Source organism: Rhizobium sp. G21 (genome assembly GCF_014158035.1).
Taxonomy (GTDB): domain Bacteria; phylum Pseudomonadota; class Alphaproteobacteria; order Rhizobiales; family Rhizobiaceae; genus Rhizobium_E.
In genome coordinates this window covers 1115249-1134323 of sequence record NZ_JACFXW010000001.1, presented here as the reverse complement: position 1 = coordinate 1134323, position 19075 = coordinate 1115249, and the positions used below count along the sequence as shown (strand labels likewise).

The 19075-nt window shown below is 65.4% G+C and carries 19 protein-coding genes and 6 pseudogenes; 11 read left to right on the top strand and 14 right to left on the bottom strand.

Translation table 11 applies throughout. The features are described 5' to 3' along the window. Nucleotides 1-101: 101 nt before the first annotated feature. Nucleotides 102-1388, top strand: coding sequence for a hypothetical protein (locus H2O14_RS05830; RefSeq protein WP_182826887.1), 1287 nt, complete (start codon nt 102-104; stop codon nt 1386-1388). 13 nt (nt 1389-1401) lie between these two features. Here the strand turns inward: H2O14_RS05830 and H2O14_RS05825 are convergent, their stop codons facing one another. Next, nucleotides 1402-2070: a spermidine synthase gene (locus H2O14_RS05825; RefSeq protein ID WP_182826886.1), complete on the bottom strand. Its 669-nt coding sequence runs from the start codon at nt 2068-2070 to the stop codon at nt 1402-1404. Between the two features lie 80 nt (nt 2071-2150). Between H2O14_RS05825 and H2O14_RS05820 the strand changes: the two genes are divergently transcribed. Both H2O14_RS05820 and H2O14_RS05815 read left to right on the top strand, forming a co-directional pair. Further along, a complete protein-coding gene (locus H2O14_RS05820; RefSeq protein ID WP_182826885.1) occupies nt 2151-2396 on the top strand; it encodes a hypothetical protein in 246 nt (81 codons plus the stop codon). After that, nucleotides 2386-2715: a hypothetical protein gene (locus H2O14_RS05815; protein WP_182826884.1), complete on the top strand. Its 330-nt coding sequence runs from the start codon at nt 2386-2388 to the stop codon at nt 2713-2715. The genes H2O14_RS05820 and H2O14_RS05815 overlap by 11 nt, the downstream gene beginning before the upstream one ends. Nucleotides 2716-2809: 94 nt before the next feature. Here the strand turns inward: H2O14_RS05815 and H2O14_RS05810 are convergent, their stop codons facing one another. The 9 genes and pseudogenes from H2O14_RS05810 to H2O14_RS05770 form a co-directional block, all read right to left on the bottom strand. Beyond that, nucleotides 2810-3067 carry a hypothetical protein gene (locus H2O14_RS05810; protein ID WP_210275417.1) on the bottom strand — a complete coding sequence of 86 codons (258 nt, stop codon included), beginning with the start codon at nt 3065-3067 and terminating at the stop codon, nt 2810-2812. Nucleotides 3068-3119: 52 nt separating this feature from the next. Next, nucleotides 3120-3368, bottom strand: a complete 249-nt coding sequence (locus H2O14_RS05805; RefSeq protein WP_182826883.1) for a type II toxin-antitoxin system ParD family antitoxin — start codon at nt 3366-3368, stop codon at nt 3120-3122. 63 nt (nt 3369-3431) lie between these two features. Then, on the bottom strand, nt 3432-4145 hold the full coding sequence (locus tag H2O14_RS05800; RefSeq protein ID WP_182826882.1) for a ParA family protein: 714 nt from the start codon (nt 4143-4145) through the stop codon (nt 3432-3434). 152 nt (nt 4146-4297) lie between these two features. Continuing rightward, a complete protein-coding gene (locus H2O14_RS05795) occupies nt 4298-5056 on the bottom strand; it encodes a YoaK family protein (protein WP_182826881.1) in 759 nt (252 codons plus the stop codon). A 71-nt stretch (nt 5057-5127) separates the two neighbouring features. Continuing rightward, nucleotides 5128-5526: a GGDEF domain-containing protein gene (locus tag H2O14_RS05790; protein WP_182826880.1), complete on the bottom strand. Its 399-nt coding sequence runs from the start codon at nt 5524-5526 to the stop codon at nt 5128-5130. Then, nucleotides 5433-6428: a response regulator gene (locus tag H2O14_RS05785; RefSeq protein WP_312858660.1), complete on the bottom strand. Its 996-nt coding sequence runs from the start codon at nt 6426-6428 to the stop codon at nt 5433-5435. The genes H2O14_RS05790 and H2O14_RS05785 overlap by 94 nt, the downstream gene beginning before the upstream one ends. A 165-nt stretch (nt 6429-6593) precedes the next feature. Beyond that, nucleotides 6594-7451 carry a calcium-binding protein gene (locus H2O14_RS05780; protein WP_182826878.1) on the bottom strand — a complete coding sequence of 286 codons (858 nt, stop codon included), beginning with the start codon at nt 7449-7451 and terminating at the stop codon, nt 6594-6596. A 101-nt stretch (nt 7452-7552) separates the two neighbouring features. Continuing rightward, entirely contained in the window at nt 7553-8188 is a 636-nt protein-coding gene (locus tag H2O14_RS05775; RefSeq protein ID WP_182826877.1) for an NrsF family protein, read from the bottom strand. Next, nucleotides 8185-8707: pseudogene (locus H2O14_RS05770) on the bottom strand (sigma-70 family RNA polymerase sigma factor). Before H2O14_RS05770 ends, H2O14_RS05775 begins: the two are co-directional and overlap by 4 nt. A 252-nt stretch (nt 8708-8959) precedes the next feature. Between H2O14_RS05770 and H2O14_RS05765 the strand changes: the two are divergent. The 5 genes and pseudogenes from H2O14_RS05765 (at nt 8960) to H2O14_RS05745 (ending at nt 11852) form a co-directional block, all read left to right on the top strand. Further along, a pseudogene (locus tag H2O14_RS05765) lies at nt 8960-9221 on the top strand (DUF2282 domain-containing protein). Nucleotides 9222-9274: 53 nt separating this feature from the next. Next, nucleotides 9275-9554, top strand: a pseudogene (locus tag H2O14_RS05760) (DUF2282 domain-containing protein). Between the two features lie 215 nt (nt 9555-9769). Continuing rightward, nucleotides 9770-10621, top strand: a complete 852-nt coding sequence (locus H2O14_RS05755) for a DUF692 family multinuclear iron-containing protein (protein WP_182826876.1) — start codon at nt 9770-9772, stop codon at nt 10619-10621. A gap of 2 nt (nt 10622-10623) precedes the next feature. Beyond that, the gene (locus tag H2O14_RS05750) at nt 10624-11388 is read left to right on the top strand and encodes a DUF2063 domain-containing protein (protein WP_182826875.1); all 765 of its coding nucleotides are present in this window, start codon (nt 10624-10626) and stop codon (nt 11386-11388) included. Then, complete coding sequence (locus H2O14_RS05745; RefSeq protein ID WP_182826874.1) at nt 11385-11852, top strand: DoxX family protein; 468 nt, start codon at nt 11385-11387, stop codon at nt 11850-11852. Before H2O14_RS05750 ends, H2O14_RS05745 begins: the two co-directional genes overlap by 4 nt. 5 nt (nt 11853-11857) lie before the next feature. Here the strand turns inward: H2O14_RS05745 and H2O14_RS05740 are convergent, their stop codons facing one another. The 3 genes from H2O14_RS05740 to H2O14_RS05730 all read right to left on the bottom strand — a co-directional run bounded on the left by H2O14_RS05740 (nt 11858) and on the right by H2O14_RS05730 (nt 14698). Then, entirely contained in the window at nt 11858-12466 is a 609-nt protein-coding gene (locus H2O14_RS05740; protein ID WP_312858659.1) for a LysE family translocator, read from the bottom strand. Nucleotides 12467-12548: 82 nt separating this feature from the next. After that, nucleotides 12549-13613 (bottom strand): hypothetical protein, encoded by a 1065-nt coding sequence (locus H2O14_RS05735; protein WP_182826872.1) that lies wholly within the window; start codon nt 13611-13613, stop codon nt 12549-12551. Nucleotides 13614-13639: 26 nt separating this feature from the next. Next, complete coding sequence (locus H2O14_RS05730) at nt 13640-14698, bottom strand: hypothetical protein (RefSeq protein ID WP_182826871.1); 1059 nt, start codon at nt 14696-14698, stop codon at nt 13640-13642. 207 nt (nt 14699-14905) lie between these two features. Here H2O14_RS05730 and H2O14_RS27130 point away from each other — a divergent pair. Both H2O14_RS27130 and H2O14_RS05720 read left to right on the top strand, forming a co-directional pair. After that, nucleotides 14906-15574 (top strand): annotated as a pseudogene (locus tag H2O14_RS27130) (hypothetical protein); the annotation flags it as partial. Between the two features lie 103 nt (nt 15575-15677). Next, on the top strand, nt 15678-16073 hold the full coding sequence (locus H2O14_RS05720) for a hypothetical protein (RefSeq protein ID WP_182829469.1): 396 nt from the start codon (nt 15678-15680) through the stop codon (nt 16071-16073). Between the two features lie 154 nt (nt 16074-16227). Here H2O14_RS05720 and H2O14_RS05715 read toward each other — a convergent pair. Then, nucleotides 16228-16703, bottom strand: a pseudogene (locus tag H2O14_RS05715) (YcgN family cysteine cluster protein). 92 nt (nt 16704-16795) lie between these two features. Between H2O14_RS05715 and H2O14_RS05710 the strand changes: the two are divergent. Continuing rightward, nucleotides 16796-18969: pseudogene (locus H2O14_RS05710) on the top strand (transglycosylase domain-containing protein). Nucleotides 18970-19075 lie beyond the last annotated feature (106 nt).

The following is a 19075-nucleotide window of genomic DNA, read 5'->3' as shown; positions in this document are numbered from 1 at the left end:
TTTGGGCTTTGAAGCCCGCAGAGTTTTCAATTTAGTGTTTGTTAGTCCGATGGCAAGCGGACTGTCGTCTTGCCGTCCAGCAAATTCACCGGAGCTGATCCATGGCCACTACCGTCCTCACCGCCAATTCCACCGCCGTCGTCAGTCTCACGCACAGTTCCGACGCGCTTGTGGTCGCAGCCGGCATATCGCTGATCACGGCGACAGACGCGGTAGAGCTTGCCGGCGCCTTTGTCGGGCGCAATGTGCTGATCGATGGACGGATCGTGTCTGCGGGCGACGATGGCGTCTCGCTGGGCTCCTTCGACGAGTTCACCTTCGACCCGATCTTCAGTTCCGGCGACGACATCATGATCAGCGCTGGCGGCGGCATCCTGGCCTCGGATAGCGGCGTCACCGGCAACGCCAATGCCCTGCGGCTCACAAATGCCGGCGCCATCACCGGCGTTGGCGGCGTCAATGTGTCGGGAACCGGCAACACCGTCGTCAACAGCGGCGCGATCACCGGCGCCTCCTTCGGCGTATTCCTGAGCGGCGATGAGGGCGCACTCGCCAATAGCGGCGAAATCACCTCGGGCGGCGTCGCCGTGCAGCTGTCGGGCGCAGGCCTGTCGCTGTCCAATTCCGGCGTGGTCGCGGTGGACAGCGGCGTGGCGGCGCAGATCTCGGGCGAGACGGACGCGACCGCCCGCATCGTCAATTCCGGAACGATCCAGGGCTCGATCACCGAAACCTTGGCCAATGCGACGCTGATCAACACCGGCGTCATCACCGGCGATATCGATCTCGGCGAGGGCGCCGATACGCTGAAGCTTCTCGCCGGCGTGGTCGGCGGCGATGCGACTACCGGGGCTGGCGACGATTTTATCTTTATGGGGGCCGTCGACATCGAGGTCTCGGGCGGCGAGGGGACCGATACGCTCTCGGTCATCCGCAATACCGTGCTCGGTCTCGATATCGAGAACCTGACCCTGCGCGGCGGCGACGCGCTCAAGGGCGTCGGCAACAGCGCCGCCAATCTCATCACCGGCAATCGCGGCGACAACACGTTGAAAGGACTGGCCGGCGCCGACACGCTGAATGGCGGCCGCGGCGACGATCTGCTGATCGGCGGCTCAGTGAACGACGGCGTGCGAGACACATTCGTCTTCAGCCTCGATTGCGGGGCCGATAGGATCCGCGGTTTTCAGATCAAGGGGGCGGGCGACGACCGGATCGACATCAGCGATTTCGCCCAGAGCGAGGCTTTCGACAGTTTCGTCGATCTCAAGACCAATGTCATGCGCCAGAGCGGCAAGAACGTGATCCTCGACCTGCCCGGCGACGATCAGGTGACGATCGAAAACGTCACGCTCGCCGACTTCAGGGCCAGCGACTTCATCTTCTGACGCGCAGGACGCCTTACGGCTTCACCGCCAGCCAGATCATGTGCTTGGCGCCGGATCTGCCGGTGGCGCGCACGATCTTCTCCTCGGTCTGGAAGCGGGCCTGATTGAGCCTTTTGGTGAAGCCGGGATCGCGGCCCGAGGACCAGACGGCGAGCACGCCGCCCTTGCTCAGCGCCGCTTTCGCCAGCCCCAGCCCGCGGGCGTTGTAGAGCGCGTCGTTTGCGGTGCGGCTGAGACCATCCGGGCCGTTGTCGACATCGAGCAGGATGGCGTCATAGCTTTTGCCGCCCGCAATCACCGCGCCGACATCGCCCAGCGTGATCTTCACCCGCGGATCCTCCAGCGTCCCCTGATGCAGCGCCGCCATCGGCCCGCGCGCCCAATCGACCACCTGGGGCACCAACTCCGCCACCTCGACCTCCGCATCGCCGCCGAGCCGCCCGAGCGCCGCCCGCAGCGTAAACCCCATGCCGAGCCCTCCGATCAGCACTTTCGGCCGGGGGCGCCCCGCGAGCGCCTCGATCGACAGCGTCGCCAGCGCCTCTTCCGAGCCGAAGAGCCGGCTGTTCATCAACTCGTTGGCCCCGAGCATGATCGAAAACTCCGTCCCCCGCTGCTTGAGCCGCAACGTCTCCGTCCCGCCGGGGATCGTCGCGGTATCCAGGGTGATCCAGGGGAGCATGGTCGAGGCCTCCGGGGGGGGAAAGGGAAGCCGGCTGGATAGAGCGAATGCGGGGCGGGGGCAAGGGGAGTTCGGCCCGCTTGGCCCCGCCGGTTGTCCTTGTTGTCTCGGTCATCGCAACGTTGTATGATCCTCGTCGTCAACGCCGAGATCGCCCGATGTCTGAAGATTTTGAGTTTCAGAAGCGCCTGATCCACCAGTTCTCCGCCGTTCTCGACGGCATGAAGACGCTGAACAGCAATATTTCCGAAAACATCAGGCGCCATCGGGCGCTTCGAGTCGGAATTCACCAAATTGTCGCGCCAGAACACGCAAGTGCGCGGTGACGTGCTCGAGATGAGATCGGAGCACACATTATTCCGGTCGGATTTCGCGCAGTTTCGGACGGATGTCACGCATCGTCTCGACGCGCTCGCGCATCGTCTGGAGGCGCTCGCGCAACGTCTGGAAGCGCTTCATCACCGCATGGAGGACATCGAAAACACGCTCGACGCCAATTCGGAACATATCCGTGAGATGCGCATCGAGCTCCGCAGCCAATACAACGATATTCTGACCGCGCTGCAGGGCGGTCTTCAGAACACGACCGCGCTCAGCGATCTGACCGAGCGTGTCGAGGCGCTGGAGCGCCGGGCGGGGATGTGAGGTCAGGCGGATTAATCCCAATAGGCCTTATAGGCCGGACTGGATGCAAATAAAGTGTCGTAATCCGGATGGCGTATGCACAACACGGAGATGCTTATCTCCCCAGTGTTTTGCTGTAGTCGTCGATGATGACGCCTTGGCAGTCGATGCCCCCAAACTCTTCCGAGCGGACAGACAATTGCTCTTCAACGCGCCCGGTGTTGTCCTCACCGTCGATGGTGCTGGCATGGCGTTGCGGATCATAGTCTGACGTCGGCTCAAATGGTCCTGCCGCAACGCTCATCGGCGGATCGGCCGCATCCAGGCGACTGTAGCCAATCATCAACCCGCTGTGAAATACATTGACTTTCAAAGCACAGCTTCCAGTTTGCAGCGGCGCTTGGAAGATAGACCAGCCGCCGCAATCACACGCCTTCGCGCAACAGCGCTTCGGCTCGATCGACCAGCAGAGCGTCCGTTTCCGGTTCGGACACAGCCCCGCCTCGGGCAATCGCGTCGGCGACCTTGTCCTTGAGCGCCCGGAGCCTGCCATCACGCTCCTCGATCAGTCGGAGACCTGCGGTGACAACGTCCTCTGCGGAGCGGAAGCGGCCGTCCTCGACCGCGTCCTCCACGAGTTTCGTCCAGTGCTCGTCCAGAGAAATTCTCTTCATGACGCTCTTCATCCGGGAGATATAGTCCATCCCCTTCAGGCGCGCAATCAGACCTTCCTGCGCTCACGCCGCCCGGCTCCAGCCGAACATGGTCTTGCGGCGCGCGCTGCGGATGATGCGGGCCGGCAGCAGCCGCATGATTTCGGCGGCGAATTCGCGGGCGTTGGACTGGGCGCGATCGAGATTGGAAGTCTTGGTCGGATCGAGATCGTAGATCGTCGTTCCATGGTCGAACATTTCGCGATAGGCGCCGCGCTCGACGATCGGGGTCGCCAGCACATTGACGTTGCGCTGGGCGAGCATGCCCTTGATGACCAAGAGCGAATGCGTCGTCACCATCGGGTTGACGCGCGACAGCAACACGGAATGCGGAATGTCGAAGCCGGTCTCGGCCTTGATCTGCTTGATCAGGTCGAGGATCTTCATCGCGCCCTTGGCGTCCATCGCCGAACCCTGCACCGGGATCAGCACATGATTGGCGAAAGCCAGCGCGGTTGCGGTCAACTGGTTGCGCTCGCCGGCGAGGTCGATGATGAAATATTCGTCCGGCGCCATGTCGCGGATCTGACATTCCAGCGAAGCCGGCGTCACACGAGTGACGAGCGTCAACAGGCCCGCGGGCCGGGCGACATTGTACCATTCGGAAAACCAGGCCTGGGCGTCGCTGTCGAAAACCGTGACCTTGTGGCCGCAATGGGCGAGCTCCACCGCCAGCAGCACCGCCGCCGTCGTCTTGCCCGCTCCGCCCTTGGTGTTCGCAATTGTAATGACTGGCATTTTGAGTAACCCCTTCGAATGCGATGCCCATGCCCCCATGGTTTATAAATGGTTGCATTTCATGGTTAATCAAAGGTTACCGTTTACGAATGGGAAATGAGCGTTAACAATTGAGGGGCGTCAAGACCCGCGCAAGCGCAACCGACGCGGCGTCAGTTCAGGCGACGCCCGGCGGAGAGCAGCCTGCGCAGATCCTCGATGACGGGCGCGATCGCCAGCGCCGCCACCAGTCCGGCCAGCGCATAGGCCGCGGCGAAGCCGGTGGTCATGAAGGCTTTTGCGCCCAGCGCCCCGCCGGCGAAGAACAGGCCGATCAGGCTGGCGAGCAGGCCGAGCTTGTCGCGGTCGGCCTTGACCGGCGGCAGCGTCGAGGAGGGCGCGTTCCAGTAGAGCGCCTTGCCGATCTCGATGCCCATGTCGGTGACGAGGCCGGTGATATGGGTGGTGCGGATGCGCGCCTGCGACAGTTTGGTGATGATGGCGTTCTGCAGGCCCATGATGAAGCAGAGCAGCATCACGGTGGCCGGCGCCAGCGCCCAGGCATAGGTCTGCAGCCGGGGCCCGACCAGCGCGAACAGCGCCAGCAGCGCCGCTTCCAGCATCAGCGGCAGGGCGTATTCGCTGGCGAGCGATCGCCGCCGCGCCCAGTTGACCAGGATGGCGGAGGTCGCAGCCCCCGCCACGAAGGCGATAAAGGCCGAAAGTCCCGCGCCGACGAGCGCCGCCTGACCCAGCGTCAGGTGATCGGCCATGGCCGAGACGATGCCCGACATATGCGACGTGTATTGCCCCACCGCCATGAAGCCGCCGGCATTGGCGGCGCCGGCCGCGAATGTCAGGCAATAGGCCAGATGCCGGTCGGCGCGGGCGGAGCGTTGGGTGGCGGACAGGGCGCGAAAGGCGGCGAGCATGGGGCGACGCGGCGTTGAGGAGGTTGGGGTGAGGATAGGCTTCGCCCCCGGCCCGGCGCAAGCAAAAGGCTCTAGGCGAACGACCGGTCCGACACCACCTTGTTCCGGCCGCCGCTCTTGGCCAGGTAGAGCATCTGGTCGGCGGCGTTCAGCGCGTTGGACAGCGTTTCGCCGGGATCGAGTTCGGCGAGCCCGATCGAGATGGTCGCGCTGATCGGCTCGTCCGTGGCGTCGAAGCGGCTGGCGGCGAAATGGGTGCGCAGCGCCTCCGCCGAGGCTTCGGCGGCGATGTCGGTCAGATCGGTCGACAGCACCACGAATTCCTCGCCGCCGAACCGGGCCGAGAGCGAGCCGGTCAGATCGGCATGCGCCTTGATCAGCTTCGCGGCGCCGATGAGCACCCGGTCGCCGGCCTCGTGGCCATGCGTGTCGTTGATCTGCTTGAAATGGTCGATGTCGACGATGAACACCGAGCCGCGCCGGCCGCGGCCTTCGAGGTCGCGGAGGCGGCGCCGGGCGTGTTCGAAAAGGCGCGGCGATTATGGAGGCCGGTCAGCGGATCATGGTCGGCGAGATGTCGCAACCGCTTGATCTGGCTCAGCGTCTCCACATGCGCATCGAGCCGGCACTGCAGTTCCTCGGTCACGAAGGGGCGATAGAGAAAGTCCGAGGCGCCGGCTTTCAGGAAGGCGGCGGCGAGCATGCGGTCGGACGAGGCGGAAACGCCGATCAGCCGGATGCGGTCCGACGGATGCGTCTCGCGGATCTTGCGGATCAGCTCATAGCCGTTCATGCCGGGCATGTAATAGTCGACGATCACCAGCTCGACGCCGCCGGCGTCGATGCGGCGCATGGCGTCTTCGGCGCAACTGGTCTGCGTCACGGTGAAATTCTGCCGGCGGAGGATGTCGGTCAGCCTGCTGCGGCCGGAGGCGCTGTCGTCGACCACCAGCACCGTCACGTCGCGATTGGCGATGAACTTGACCACCGCCGCCGTCACCAGCTGCGCCGCATGCGCATTGTCCTTGACGAAATAGTCGACGAGATGCTGCCGGGCGAAGCGGCTGCGCAGGCTGGGGTCGAAGGTCGCCGTCAGCAGGATGAACGGCGTCTCCGCCTTTTCCGCCACCGCCACGATCTCGCCGTCCGGCCCGTCGGGCAGGGTGCGGGCGGCGACGACGAGCGTGAAGCGTCGCGCCCGCAGCGACGCGCGCGCCTCGGCGAGCGTGTGGCAGGCGACGACATCGACGTCGGCTTCGGCCTCGATGCGCGTCTTCAGCAGCAGACTGAGGGATTCCGATCCCTCGACGAGCAGCACCGCGGCCCGCGCATCCACCATGCGCGGATAGGCCAGGTTTATTTCCGCAGGCATCAACACGCGCACACTCCGCCCTGTCCCGAAAGCGCGGCTGCGCTTTCCCGAGCCCGAGTTACACCGCGTTCCGGTTAGCGAAGGGTTAGCGTCCGATCCGTAATTTTAGCGTATTCGAACGATAGTCCCGAAAATACTCAGGAGAGCGGGCGCCGATGGTCCGGCTCAGAACAGGAAGTCGGTCTTGTCGAGGTCGCCCAGCTTGACGTCCTCCAGCCGCAGTTGCGCGCCGGCGCCGGCGTCGATGATCGCATCCGCGCCGTCCCTGTCGAGATGGTTCGCCTTGAGATCGGCCCAGTTCTTGATCGCGGCGATGTCGGAGAGATCGATGCGATCGTGATCGCCGCCCTTGGCGTCGAAATCGACGATCGTGTCCTTGCCGTCGCCGCGGCGGAACAGAAACGTGTCGCCGCCCGCGCCGCCGGTCAGCGTGTCCTTGCCCGCGCCGCCATGGACGAGGTCGCGGCCGGCGCCGGCGTCCAGCCGGTCATTGCCCGCGCCGCCATAGATCTCGTCATTGCCGTCGCCGGCGAAGAAATCGTCATTGCCGCCCATGAGCTTGATGACGTCGTTCCCCTTGGGATTGAACCGGTAGCCGTCGCCGCCCAAAAGGCTGTTCTTGGCGGCGACGTCGTCGGCGTCGGTGCCGGTGTAGCGCCAGTCATGGCTGAACAGTTTGCGCTCGATCGCCAGCCGGTCCGTGCCGGTCAGTTCCTTGACGATCAAGGGACGAAAGACGTCCATGTCCAGTTGGCCGGTGATCCGGAAGATGGTTTCGCCGCGTTCGGTGGCGGTGATCGAGGAAATCACCCCATCCGCCAAACTGTCGCCGTTGTAGCGAAATCCGCTGCCCTTGACGCTGAAGCCCAGGCCTTCGAACGGGCCTTCTTCGATCACCGACTTGAACGAGGAACTCGACGTGGCGCTGAAGTCGGCCCGGGCGAAGATGAAGGCGTCCACCGCTCCCACGAAGCTCGCGAATGAATACAGGTAATCGCCGGGCGTTACTGTAAAAACGCTCATCACATCCTCCTAAATTGCTTCGTCAACTGTGCGGAGGACTTTAACGACACTGCGCGCGACGCGTCAATCTCCGATTGCCGAGATCGCTGCGTTGCGCCAATTCACCACTTCAGCGCGCGGGCGCCGATGGCCGCGCCGACGCCCGTCACGATCAGCATGGCCAGCATGTACCAGGACGCCACGAAGAGCGGACTGTCGTCGGGGCAATGCCAGGCATAGATGGCGGTCGCCACCGCGCCGGCGGCGAGGCCCGCCCCCCCGCCCGCGGCGGCGGGCCGGTCCGGCGCGCCGCGGCGAAGCGCCAGCATCAAGGCGAGAAGCGGCAGGAGCGACAGCGTCGGGATGGCGACGAGGCAGAAGCGCGAGTTGCGGCCGATCAGGCTGGTCGCCCAGGCCGAGCGGGGCAGGGCGGCGAGTTCGGTCGCCACGCCTGCGACCAGCGCCACGCCGGCGAGCGCGATGAGGGCGAAAGCCGGCTTCAGCGACAGGCCGGGCTCGCCCATGCGCCGCGCCAGCAGAATGGCGGCGCCGGCGATGAGAAGCGTCAGCACGATCTTGAAGGCGACGCGCGGCGTGGCGATCATCACCGCGAGATCGGGCCGCAAACCGATCGTGAGCAGGAACAGGACGGCGGAGCCCGCCGCGCCGAGCGCCAGCCAACCGGAAAAGGCGCCCCCGAGCGGTTTGACGCTGCCGGCGTCCTTGGTCATCAGGGCGATCAGGTCTTCGGTCTTCATTCCACCGTGCTCCGATAAAGGGCCGCGAGGTTCTTCAACGCCCTGTGCAGCGCCACGCGCACCGCGCCCTCGGTCATGTTCAGCCGCGCCGCGGTCTCGCGCACCTCCCGCCCTTCGAGCGAGATGGAGCGCACGATGTCGCGCTGCGGATCCTTGAGCCGGTCGAGGAGACGGCTGGCGTCGCCCAGATCCTGCTCGGTCTCTCCCGCGTCGAGAGCGGCCAGGGTCTCGGCCACGTCTTCGATGGGAATGTCGACGCGGCGGCCTCTGCGGCGCAGCGCGTCGATCAGCTTGTTGCGCGTGATGGCGGCGAGCCAGGGGCCGATCGGCCGGGACGGATCCCAGGAGCCGCGCTTGAGATGCACGCTGAGCAGCACCTCCTGCACGATATCCTCTGGCGATGCTCTTGTCCGCGCCCAGCATGTCGCATCGCCGTCGCGCCATGGCGCGCAGATGCGGCGCGACGTCGGTGAGAAAGGCGTGATAGGCGCGCTCGTCGCCCGAAAGCGCCGCCCGCATCCATGTCGCCCATTGCTGTTGTCGCGCCGAAATCGCCACGCGTTATCCCCTGTTACGCAAGAGCCCGCGCCTTTATTACAGCGCGAAGATGAAAAAATTCAAATGTCGCGACGTTCGGATCACGCTTGCGTGTCGAAGACGTGATGCGGGACCCCTCCGAAAAAAATTTCACCATGGCTGTAATGAAGGCGGAAATACCCCCGTATTCCCCTTTGCAGGCCGATGGATGGCCGCTCAAACGGAGACAGATCGATGAACAAGACCATGCTGACTTTGACGCTCGCCGGCTCTCTCGCCTCCGCGCTCGCCGCCGTTTCGGTCCCGGCCGCCGCCGCCGACACCGAAAAATGCTACGGCGTCGCGCTGAAGGGCCAGAAATTGCGCCGCCGGCAAGCATGACTGCGCTGGCCATTCCAAGGTCGATTACGACAAGGCCTCCTTCAAGCTCGTGCCGGCCGGCACCTGCGCCAAGATGGAAACCCCGAACGGCATGGGCTCGCTGACCCCGGCCTGATCCATCCGCCCCTCCGCACGCAACCCGACTTTACCGATCACTGGGAGATCCACATGAACTTCGTCAACACCGCCGTCCTCGCCGCTTCCGTCGCCGCCGCCCTCTCGGCCGCCGTGACCGCCCCCCGCCGCCGCCGCCGACAAGGAAAAGTGCTACGGCGTCGCGCTCAAGGGCCAGAACGACTGCGCCGCCGGCGCCGGCACCACCTGCGCCGGAACCTCCAAGGTCGACTATCAGAAGAACGCCTGGAAGCTGGTGCCCGCCGGCACCTGCGTCACCATGAAGACCCCCGACGGCATGGGCATGCTGGAGCAGGGTCCGGCGCCGATGTGATTTTGCAATCGGCGGCGCGCGCGTCGTGCACCGCCCCTCATCCCCATGCCGGGACCTTCTCCCCGCGCATGCGGGGAGAAGGAGGATGGAGCGCCGACATTGCCACACTCATCCTTCTCCCCGCAGCCGCGGGGAGAAGGTGGCGGCAGCCGGATGGGGCAGTGCACGCCGTCAAACCCTGAACAATACCCTCACGCCTCGAAAGGACACCGATCATGCGACAGACGCTGCTTCCCGCCCGTCCCGGCGTCGGCTTCAAGCCGGAGCATTTTTCCGAGATCGACCGGGAGCCTCAACCGCTCGGCTTTTTCGAGGTGCATGCGGAAAACTATATGGGCGCGGGCGGGCCGCCGCATGCGCGCCTCGCGAAACTGAGGCAGGATTACGCGCTGTCCATTCATGGCGTGGGACTGTCGATCGGCGGCGCGCAGCCGCTCGATCGCGCCCATCTGGCGCGCCTGAAGATCGTCTGCGACCGCTATCAGCCGGAAAGCTTTTCCGAACATCTGGCCTGGTCGAGCCACGGCGAGAATTTCTACAACGATCTGTTGCCCTTGCCCTATAATCAGGCGACGCTCGACAGCGTGGTCAGCCATGTCGATCAGGTGCAGGAGGCTCTGGGCCGGCGCATGCTGCTCGAAAATCCCGCCACCTATCTGCTGTTCGAGGCGAGCGACATCGAGGAAACCGATTTTCTCGGCGAAGTGGTCCGCCGCACCGGCTGCGGATTGCTGCTCGACATCAACAATGTCTTTGTCGCCGCCGCCAACCACAATCTCGATCCGCGCGCCTATCTCGCCCGCTTTCCGCTCGGCCATGTCGGCGAGATCCATCTGTCGGGTCATTCCGAGACCGAGGACGAGCATGGCGCGGCCCTGCTGATCGACAGCCACGACACGCCGGTGAAAGATCCGGTCTGGACGCTCTACAGGGAGACCATCGCGAAGACCGGGCCGCTGCCGACGCTGATCGAATGGGACAACGACGTGCCGGACTGGACGGTGCTGCGCGCGGAAGCGATCGCGGCCGGAGCGATCCTCGATCTGGCGCGGGCGCGGGCGGCGTGATCATGCAGATCCACGACCACTTCGCCGCAGCGCTGCTGACCCCCGGGGAGACGCCGCCCGAGGGCCTGAAAGCCTGGAGCGGGCCGGTGGGACGGCGCTTCCGCGTCTATCGCGACAATGTCGCCATCGGGCTTCGGGGCGCGCTCGCCAGCCGCTTTCCCGTCATCGAGAAACTGGTGGGCGACGCCTTCTTCACCGCGATGGCCGAGGTCTTCGTCTCCGCCCATCCGCCGCGCTCGCCGCTGCTGCTGAACTACGGCGACGATCTGCCGGAGTTTCTCGCTGGCTTCGAACCGGTCGCCGAACTGCCTTACCTCGCCGATGTGGCGCGGCTGGAGATCGCCCGCTCGCATGCCTATCACGCTGCGGACGCCGATCCGCTCGATCCGCAGGCGCTCGCCGCCCTCCCGCCCGGACGGCTGGCCGAGATTCGGTTCCGCGCCCATCCCTCGCTCGCCGTCATCGCCTCCGCCCATCCGGTCGGAACGATCTGGGCGATGAATTCCGGCGAGGCCGAGCCCGGCCCGATCACCGATTGGCGGGCCGAGGACGTGCTGGTCTGTCGTCCCGAGATGCTGGTGGAGACCCGCGTGCTGCCGCCGGGCGGGGCGCTGTTTCTCAATGCTCTCGCCGAGGGCGCATCGCTCGGCTCCGCCTATGCGACGACCGCCGCGACGACCGCCGATTTCGACATCACCCGACATCTGACCGGCCTGATCCAGGCCGGCTGCTTCATCGCGCTCGAACCTCTGGAGCCCCAGCCATGACCGTGACCACATCCGCACTGTCTCTCTATGATCGCGCCTTGCGGCTGGCCGAGGCCGCGCCGCTCTGGCCGGTGTCGCTGATCGCGCGGCTGTCGATCGCCGCGGTGTTCTGGCAGTCCGGCCAGACCAAGGTCGACGGCTTCATGGTCAATGACAGCGCCATCTTCCTGTTCGAAAACGAATACAAATTGCCGCTGATCGATCCCTGGCTCGCCGCGCATATGGCCGCTTTCGCCGAGCATTTCTTCCCCATCCTGCTGGTGCTGGGTCTGGGAACGCGCTTCGCGGCGCTGGCGCTTCTCGGCATGACGCTGGTGATCCAGATCTTCGTCTATCCCGGCGCCTGGCCGACGCATGGAACCTGGGCCGCCTGCCTGCTGCTGATCGCGCTGCGGGGCCCCGGGCCGGTGTCGCTCGATCACTGGCTGTTTGCCCGCCGCACGCCGACCGCTGCCGCCATGTGAGGCGGTCAGGCGCGGCTGCTGGTCAGGATGAACCACACCGCGACGCCGAACAGCGCCAGCGACAGCGCTTTTCGGGTGATCTCGGCCCGGCGCGGCTCCATCAGCAGCGGCTGCAGCACCGAGGCCATGAGCACGATGGCCGCATGCACCGAGGTCGCCACCGTCACATAGGCCGCCGTCAGCGTCCATGTCTGCGCGGCCACGTCGTGATCGGGGGTGATGAAGCCCGGCAGCACGGCGATGTAGAACACCGCCGCCTTGGGATTGAGGACATTGGCGAAAAAGCCGCGCGCGAAGGCGCGGCGCTCGCCGCCGCCTTCTTCTTTTTCGCCGCCGCGCCAGCCTTCCCAGGCGAGATAGACCAGGAAGGCCGCCCCCGTCCAGCGCAAGGCCTCATAGGCGAGCCGCGACGACTGCACGATCTCGGAGACGCCGAGGGCGCCGAGCGCGCCCAGAAGCGCAAGCCCGAGCCCGACGCCGGCCACCGCCATCAGCCCGCGCGCGCGTCCCTCCGCCAAAGTCAGGATGGCGAGCCACGTCATGTTCGGCCCCGGCGTCAGCTCGATCAGCAGGCTGGCGATGAGAAACGGCAAGAGGCCATGCGGCAGATCCACCAAGTGACGATCTCCTGAAACGACGTCGGGGCCTCCCATAGGAAGGCCCCGACGCGGCGAAATCAATGCGATAGGTCAAATCTCAGGCGAGCGCCGCGCCCACCAGCGGCGTCAGGTCGACATCGTCGCGATAATCGTCGATCGAAGCCTGTATGAAGGCGGCCACCGTGGCCGGCAGATCGGCGCCGCGGCCGGCGGGATCGGTCTTCAGGCTGCGGGCGGCCGCATTGTCGGGATCGGCGAAGACGCGGGCGACCTTTTCGATGTCGGCGACGTCATAGCCGACGAAATCGGCGATGCGGGCGGCGAGCAGGTCGAGATCGCCGAGCATGTCTTCCTCGTAAGTGAGGAACAGCGGCTGCGCCAGGCCTTCGCGCGCGCAGATCCGCCAGCTGACGAAGAACTGCACCAGCCAGGGCGTCCAGCGATGGGCGATCAGCGTCAACCGCTCCTCGCGGCCGAGCGTGTGGAAATTGCCCGGCAGTCCGTCGGCGAAATAGGCGGGGTAGAGCCCGTCCTGGCCCGCGCGGCCGGCGAGCGCCGCCGCTTCGAGCGACACGATCGTGTCGGCGATCCCGCGGCTGGCGACGATCGGCCTGACGCCATAGGTGGACAACAGCCGGGACATATAGGGCGTGCAGCGTACGGCGTGCAGGGCGGTGTAGCCATGCATGTTGAGCCCGTTCTGGATCAGCGCCAGTTCGTCGACTTCCTGCTCCCGCAGGCTGCCGCCCTGGGCGGTGGCGGCCGGGCCGTCGAGCGTGGTGGAGTGCAGGCAGGCCTCCGGCAGGCCGGCGGCGCGGACCAGCGCGCTCTGGATGAGATCGGCGCCGGAAAACGGCGCGGCCGCGATCAGCACATTGCTCTGCTTGGCCTTCTTGGCCGTGAGCTTGGCGCGCATGACGATTTCGGCGAAATCCTCGAGCGGCACGGCGAGATCGTTGGCGGCCTGATCCGGCACTTTCGGCAGGAAGAACGGATTGGCAAGGCTCATGGCGGTGGCGACGGCCAGCGCCCGCTGCGGCGGAAAGCGCAGGATGAAGGCGTTGCCGACATCGAGCATTTCCCGTCCGTCGGGATTGCGCGACATCCAGGTCATCATCGGCCGGATCTGGCCCTCGAGATCATTGGCGGCGTGTGCGTGCATGCGGGGGTCCTCGAAACGGTTTCGGCTCAGCCGCCGACCAGCGGGGCAAGATCGACATCGTCCGCATAAGCGGACGCCACGGCCATGACATGGGCGCGGACGGCGTCGGGAATATCGCGGCCGCGGCCGGCCACGCCCTTGTTCAGGCGCTTGGCGGAGGCGTCGGAGCGGTCTTCGAAGGCGGCGGCCAGGCGCAGCGCGGCGTCGCCCGAGGCGCCGACATAATCGACGATGCGGGCGGCGAGCGCCGACTTGTCGCCGAGGAAATCGGCGTCGTAGCTGATCCACAGCGGCTTGACGAAACCGAGCGCCTCGGACTTGCGCCAGCTGACATAGAATTGCGTAAGCCAGGGCGCCCAGCGCCGCGCCAGCATCATCAGCCGCGCCTCGCGGTCGCGCAGATGGTAATTCTGCGGCATGGCGTCGTTGAAGAAATTGCTGACGGTCGCCGGCAGACCCTTGCGCCAGTCGACCACCATGTCGTCCATCGACACCAGCGTGTCGAAGATGTTGCGATAGGTGACGATCGGGCGGATGCGATAGGTCTCCATCAGCCGCGCCAGATAAGGCGAGCAGCGGGCGTGATGCTGGCTGACATAGCCGCGGCCATTGAGGCCGGCGCGCAACAGCGCCAGTTCGTCCGGCTCCTGCTCGCGCAGATTGGCCCCCAGCGCCGAACCCGACATCGGATCGGTGGTGGCGGTGAACAGGCTGGCGGTGGGCAGATCGAGCGAAGCGCGCAGCGCGCCCTGAATGAAGGTCGAGGCCGATTTCGGCGCGCAGGCGAGCAGGATGTTGCGCTTGCCGGCGCGGTTGGCCGTCAGCTTGGCGCGCATCACATATTCGGCCAGCGTGCCGATATGGATGGCGATGCGCTCGGCGGCCTCGTCGGGCATTTCGGGCAGGTAGAAGGGATTGGCGTAGCTCATCAGCCCGGCCATTTCCACGCCCCGCTCGGGCGGCATGGAGTAGACGAGGCTGTCGGCGAGCTCCATCATCCGCTTGGGGTCGCCGATGCGGGCGATGTCGGCCATCGTCTGCCGGATCCGCTGATCCACATCTTCCTTGCGCGCCAGATTATCCATGCAGAATCCCCACTGACCAAACCTCGTCTCAGGGTAGGGGGCAAACTTTCGCGAAACTGTCGGATGATGACTGGACTTGCTAATATTGCCGCGCGTGGATGCAGGCGACGCCATAGTTTTTCGGTGCGGCGGGCGCGTTGACGCCGGGCGAAAGCGGCGATTAGTGTCGGTCCGGTCGCCCGCCATCGCCCGCAAGAAGGATGCCGTATGTCCCTGAAGTCAGTCCTCGCCGCCGTCGACATCGACAAGGATTTCTCCGACGCCGACGAAAAGGCCATTCTGGCGGTGTTTCGCCAGGCCTATCGCGACTCCGCGATCGGCCGACGCATGCTGGAGGACTGGGTGGGCGACGACGGCGCGCACATCGTCGTCAACTACGAAAAGGGCAATTTCGCCGCCGGCCTGGGAACCGGCCAGATCTATATCGACATGCGCGAACTCGACGACGCCCATTACCTCGACCGCCACGGCAATGCGGTCAAGGACACGCCCTTCACCGCCATCGTCCACGAACTCGGCCATGCGCTGGAAGGCTACGAGGACAATTGGACGATCCGGAACCCGGCCGGCGACAACCAGAATTTCGTCAACGGGATCTACGCCCAGGCCGGCTATACCCGACAGCTCGCTTATATGGGGTATGACGCCAGCGGCGAGGTGATCGAGGCGGGCGTCCGCTATGCCGACGGCCGGCGCATCGACAATGCCTGGGTGCACAAATGGAGCGACCTGCCGGACGATTACGACACGACCAAGGGCGGCAGGATCACCGAGGCCTATCGCGATCTGGTGATCGGCGGCGAGGAAGCAAACGTGCTGAAGACGGGGGCCGGCGACGACTTCCTCTACGGCCTCGCAGGCGCCGACCAGCTTTTGGGCGGCAAAGGGGGACGACGTGCTGGCGGGCGGAGCGGGCGCCGACAGGATCTTGGGCGGCGACGGCGTCGACTTCGCCAGCTACAAGCTGGCGGGCAATGGCGTGACCGCCGATCTCTCCGACGCCTCCCGAAATTCAGGCGAGGCCAGGGGCGACCGCTACAGCGCGATCGAAGGCCTGATCGGCTCCAAATTCGCCGACACCCTGACCGGCGACGACGGCCGCAACATTCTCGAAGGCCGTAGCGGCGCCGACCGGCTCGACGGCGGCGATGGAAACGACACGCTGATCGCCGGCGCCGGCCGCGACCGGGCGATCTTTTCCGGCGACCATGGCGACTATGACATCGACCTCGACACGCTCGTGATCTCCGGCGGCGGCGAGGGGCGGGACAGGCTCGAGGGCGTGGAGCTTGCGGTGTTCGACGACGGGGTGGTGGATCTGGAAACGGGGGAGTTTACCGCGGGCGACAGGGCGGCGGGGGCGTGGGCGGTGTGAGGGGCGCCCCCTTGCTCGACGTCATCCTCGGCCTTGTGCCGAGGATCTGCCGCGCGGGGCTAGGACGTTGAAGTATCAGCGATATTCAGGCGTTCGCAGATGCTCGGGACAGGCCCGAGCATGACGGCGGAGAGGGGGTGAGGTCAGCCCCTCACTACCGCTCCGGATCCTGCATCGGCCAGTCCACCTCGTGTTCCTCGTAATCCTCCCAGGCGACGTCTTCCTCGTTGACCGTGCGGTCGCGGACGGAGATGCCGGCGGCGTGGACGGTGTCGGGGTCGCCGGAGATCAGCGGGTGCCACCAGGCGAGATCACGGCCTTCCTTCACGACGCGGTAGCCGCAGGTGGGGGCAGCCAGGGCAGGGTTTCGACCTCCTCGATGGTCAGTCGGATGCAATCCGGCACATGTTGCTGGCGGTTTTCATAGTCCATGCAGCGACAGCTCACCGGATCGAGCATCTTGCAGCGGATATTGGTGAAGACGATCTCGCCGGTGTCTTCGAACTCGACCTTGTTGAGACAGCAGCGGCCGCAGCCGTCGCACAGGCTTTCCCATTCCGTGTCGGTCATCTGGCGCAGCGTCTTGGTCTTCCAAAATGGCGCCGTATTTTCCAGTTCTGTGTCGGTCATCGCGGTGGTATAGAGAATGCCGCCCGGTTTAGAAATATCCGAAATGCCCGTGGCTTGATTTTCCATCGCTTTGACGGACGCGTGAGTTTCCAATGGCCGACGACCCGCAGAAAGAACGAGAACCGCGCCTGAAGAAGCATATTCTGCTGCGCATCGACGCCTGGATTGATTCGACGTTGTGGAACGCCTCGTTCAATTTCGTCGACTGGTGGGAAGACGTCACGATTTTCTTCCGTAAATTCAAGGTGAAGGGCTGGAAGCGGCTGCCGGTGGAGCTGGCCGGCGAGGCGCTCACCTGGGGCGCGGTCGGCATGGTGGCGATGCTGGCGCTGGCCAAGCCCGCTTTCGAGATCGCCAAGAGCGACTGGCGCAAGAAGCAGATTTCGCCGTCACCTTTCTCGATCGCTACGGAAACGTGATCGGCCATCGCGGCATCATCCACGAGGATTCCGCGCCGATCGACGAATTGCCCGACCATCTCGTCAAGGCGGTGCTGGCGACCGAGGACCGCCGCTTCTTCGACCATTTCGGCATCGATTTTCTCGGCCTGGCCCGCGCCATGAGCGAAAACGCCCGCGCCGGCGGCGTGGTGCAGGGCGGCTCGACCCTGACCCAGCAGCTGGCCAAGAACCTGTTCCTCTCCAACGAGCGCACCTTCGACCGCAAGATCAAGGAAGCCTTCCTGTCGCTGTGGCTGGAGGCCAATTATTCCAAGAAGGAAATCCTGTCGCTCTATCTCGATCGCGCCTATATGGGCGGCGGCACATTCGGGGCGGCGGCGGCGGCGCGCTTCTATTTCGGCAAGGAAATCACCGATCTGACCCTGGCCGAAAGCGCCATGCTGGCCGGCCTGTTCAAGGCGCCGGCCAAATATGCGCCGCATGTCAACCTGCCGGCCGCCCGCGCCCGCGCCAACGAAGTGCTGACCAATCTCGTCCAGGGCGGGCTGATGACCGAGGGCGAGGTGATCGAGGCGCGGCGCAACCCGGCCACGGCGGTGGATCGCGGCAAGCAGGAGGCGCCCGACTTCTTCCTCGACTGGGCCTATGAGGAAGTGCTGAAACAGGCGCGCGACTATACCGACCATTCGCTGGTGGTGCGCACCACCATCGACATGAGCCTGCAGCACGCCGCCGAACAGGCGGTGGAGACGGGGCTGCGCCAATATGGCGAGAGCTACCGCGTCAGCCAGGGCGCGCTGGTGATGATCGAAAACGGCGGCGCCGTGCGCGCCATGGTCGGCGGCCGCGATTATGGCGAGACGCAGTTCAACCGCGCCACCCGGGCGCTGCGCCAGCCGGGCTCGTCCTTCAAGATCTACACCTATTCGCTGGCCATGGAGAAGGGGCTGACGCCGACCACGGCGATCACCGACGCGCCGATCTGCTGGGGCAACTGGTGCCCGGGCAATTACGGCAATTCCTATGCCGGCCGCATCGACGTGCAGACGGCGATCGCCAAATCGATCAACACCATACCGGTGCGCTTCGCCAAGGAGAAGTTCGGCAAGGACGGCATCCAGCAGATCATCGACGAGGCCAAGAAATTCGGCGTCGAGACGCCGATCCGCAAGGATGTCACCATTCCGCTCGGCAGTTCCGAAGTCACGGTGATGGACCAGGCCACGGCTTACGCGGTGTTCCCCGCCGGCGGTTACGAATCGCGCCGCCACGGCGTCGAGCAGATCATGGATTACGACGGCAAGGTGCTCTACGACTTCAGCCGCGACGCCCCGCCGCCCAAGCGCGTGCTGTCGGAAACCGCCGCCGCCTATATGAACCAGATGCTGACCCGCATCCCCTATGTCGGCACCGCCCGCAAGGCCGCCGTCGACGGCGTGCTGACCGCCGGCAAGACCGGCACGACACAGGCCTATCGCGACGCCTGGTTCTGCGGCTTCACCGGCAACTACGCCGCCGCCGTCTGGTTCGGCAACGACGACTACACCTCCACCAACAACATGACCGGCGGCTCGCTGCCCGCCATGACTTTCAAGATGCTGATGGATTACGCCCATCAGGGCGTCGAGCTCCGCGCCATCCCCGGCGTCGAAAACCCGTTCCCGGAAGCCGAAAAGCGCGACCCGGCGGTGGTGGCCGAGGAAGCCCGCAAGAAGGCCGAGGACGCCGCCAAGGCGGGCCTGCCGGTGTTCGAGCGGCCGAGGCTGTTGTCGACGGCGACCAGCCGGTTGCTCAGGGAATTGGGGGAGAAGATGAAGACGGCGCCGGAATTGAAGTCGCCGGAGACGGTGGCGGAGGCGGGGTAGTTTTGGCCTTGCTGGTTTGATGGCGTGCACAGCCCCTCATCCGGCTGCCGCCACCTTCTGCCTTTGATAGGAGTAGAAGATCCCTGCAGGAGATGAGGGGCGGAGC

Bases quoted from the DNA above. Each gene is read 5' to 3' on its own strand.
- H2O14_RS05750 (WP_182826875.1), top strand. From the start codon at position 10,624: ATGCAGATCCACGACCACTTCGCCGCAGCGCTGCTGACCCCCGGGGAG.
- H2O14_RS05795 (WP_182826881.1), bottom strand. From the start codon at position 5,056: ATGCTCGCCGCCTTTCGCGCCCTGTCCGCCACCCAACGCTCCGCCCGC.
- H2O14_RS05800 (WP_182826882.1), bottom strand. From the start codon at position 4,145: ATGCCAGTCATTACAATTGCGAACACCAAGGGCGGAGCGGGCAAGACG.
- H2O14_RS05775 (WP_182826877.1), bottom strand. From the start codon at position 8,188: ATGAAGACCGAAGACCTGATCGCCCTGATGACCAAGGACGCCGGCAGC.
- H2O14_RS05735 (WP_182826872.1), bottom strand. From the start codon at position 13,613: ATGCACGCACACGCCGCCAATGATCTCGAGGGCCAGATCCGGCCGATG.
- H2O14_RS05780 (WP_182826878.1), bottom strand. From the start codon at position 7,451: ATGAGCGTTTTTACAGTAACGCCCGGCGATTACCTGTATTCATTCGCG.
- H2O14_RS05830 (WP_182826887.1), top strand. From the start codon at position 102: ATGGCCACTACCGTCCTCACCGCCAATTCCACCGCCGTCGTCAGTCTC.
- H2O14_RS05730 (WP_182826871.1), bottom strand. From the start codon at position 14,698: ATGGATAATCTGGCGCGCAAGGAAGATGTGGATCAGCGGATCCGGCAG.
- H2O14_RS05785 (WP_312858660.1), bottom strand. From the start codon at position 6,428: ATGCCTGCGGAAATAAACCTGGCCTATCCGCGCATGGTGGATGCGCGG.
- H2O14_RS05825 (WP_182826886.1), bottom strand. From the start codon at position 2,070: ATGCTCCCCTGGATCACCCTGGATACCGCGACGATCCCCGGCGGGACG.
- H2O14_RS05805 (WP_182826883.1), bottom strand. From the start codon at position 3,368: ATGAAGAGAATTTCTCTGGACGAGCACTGGACGAAACTCGTGGAGGAC.
- H2O14_RS05755 (WP_182826876.1), top strand. From the start codon at position 9,770: ATGCGACAGACGCTGCTTCCCGCCCGTCCCGGCGTCGGCTTCAAGCCG.
- H2O14_RS05745 (WP_182826874.1), top strand. From the start codon at position 11,385: ATGACCGTGACCACATCCGCACTGTCTCTCTATGATCGCGCCTTGCGG.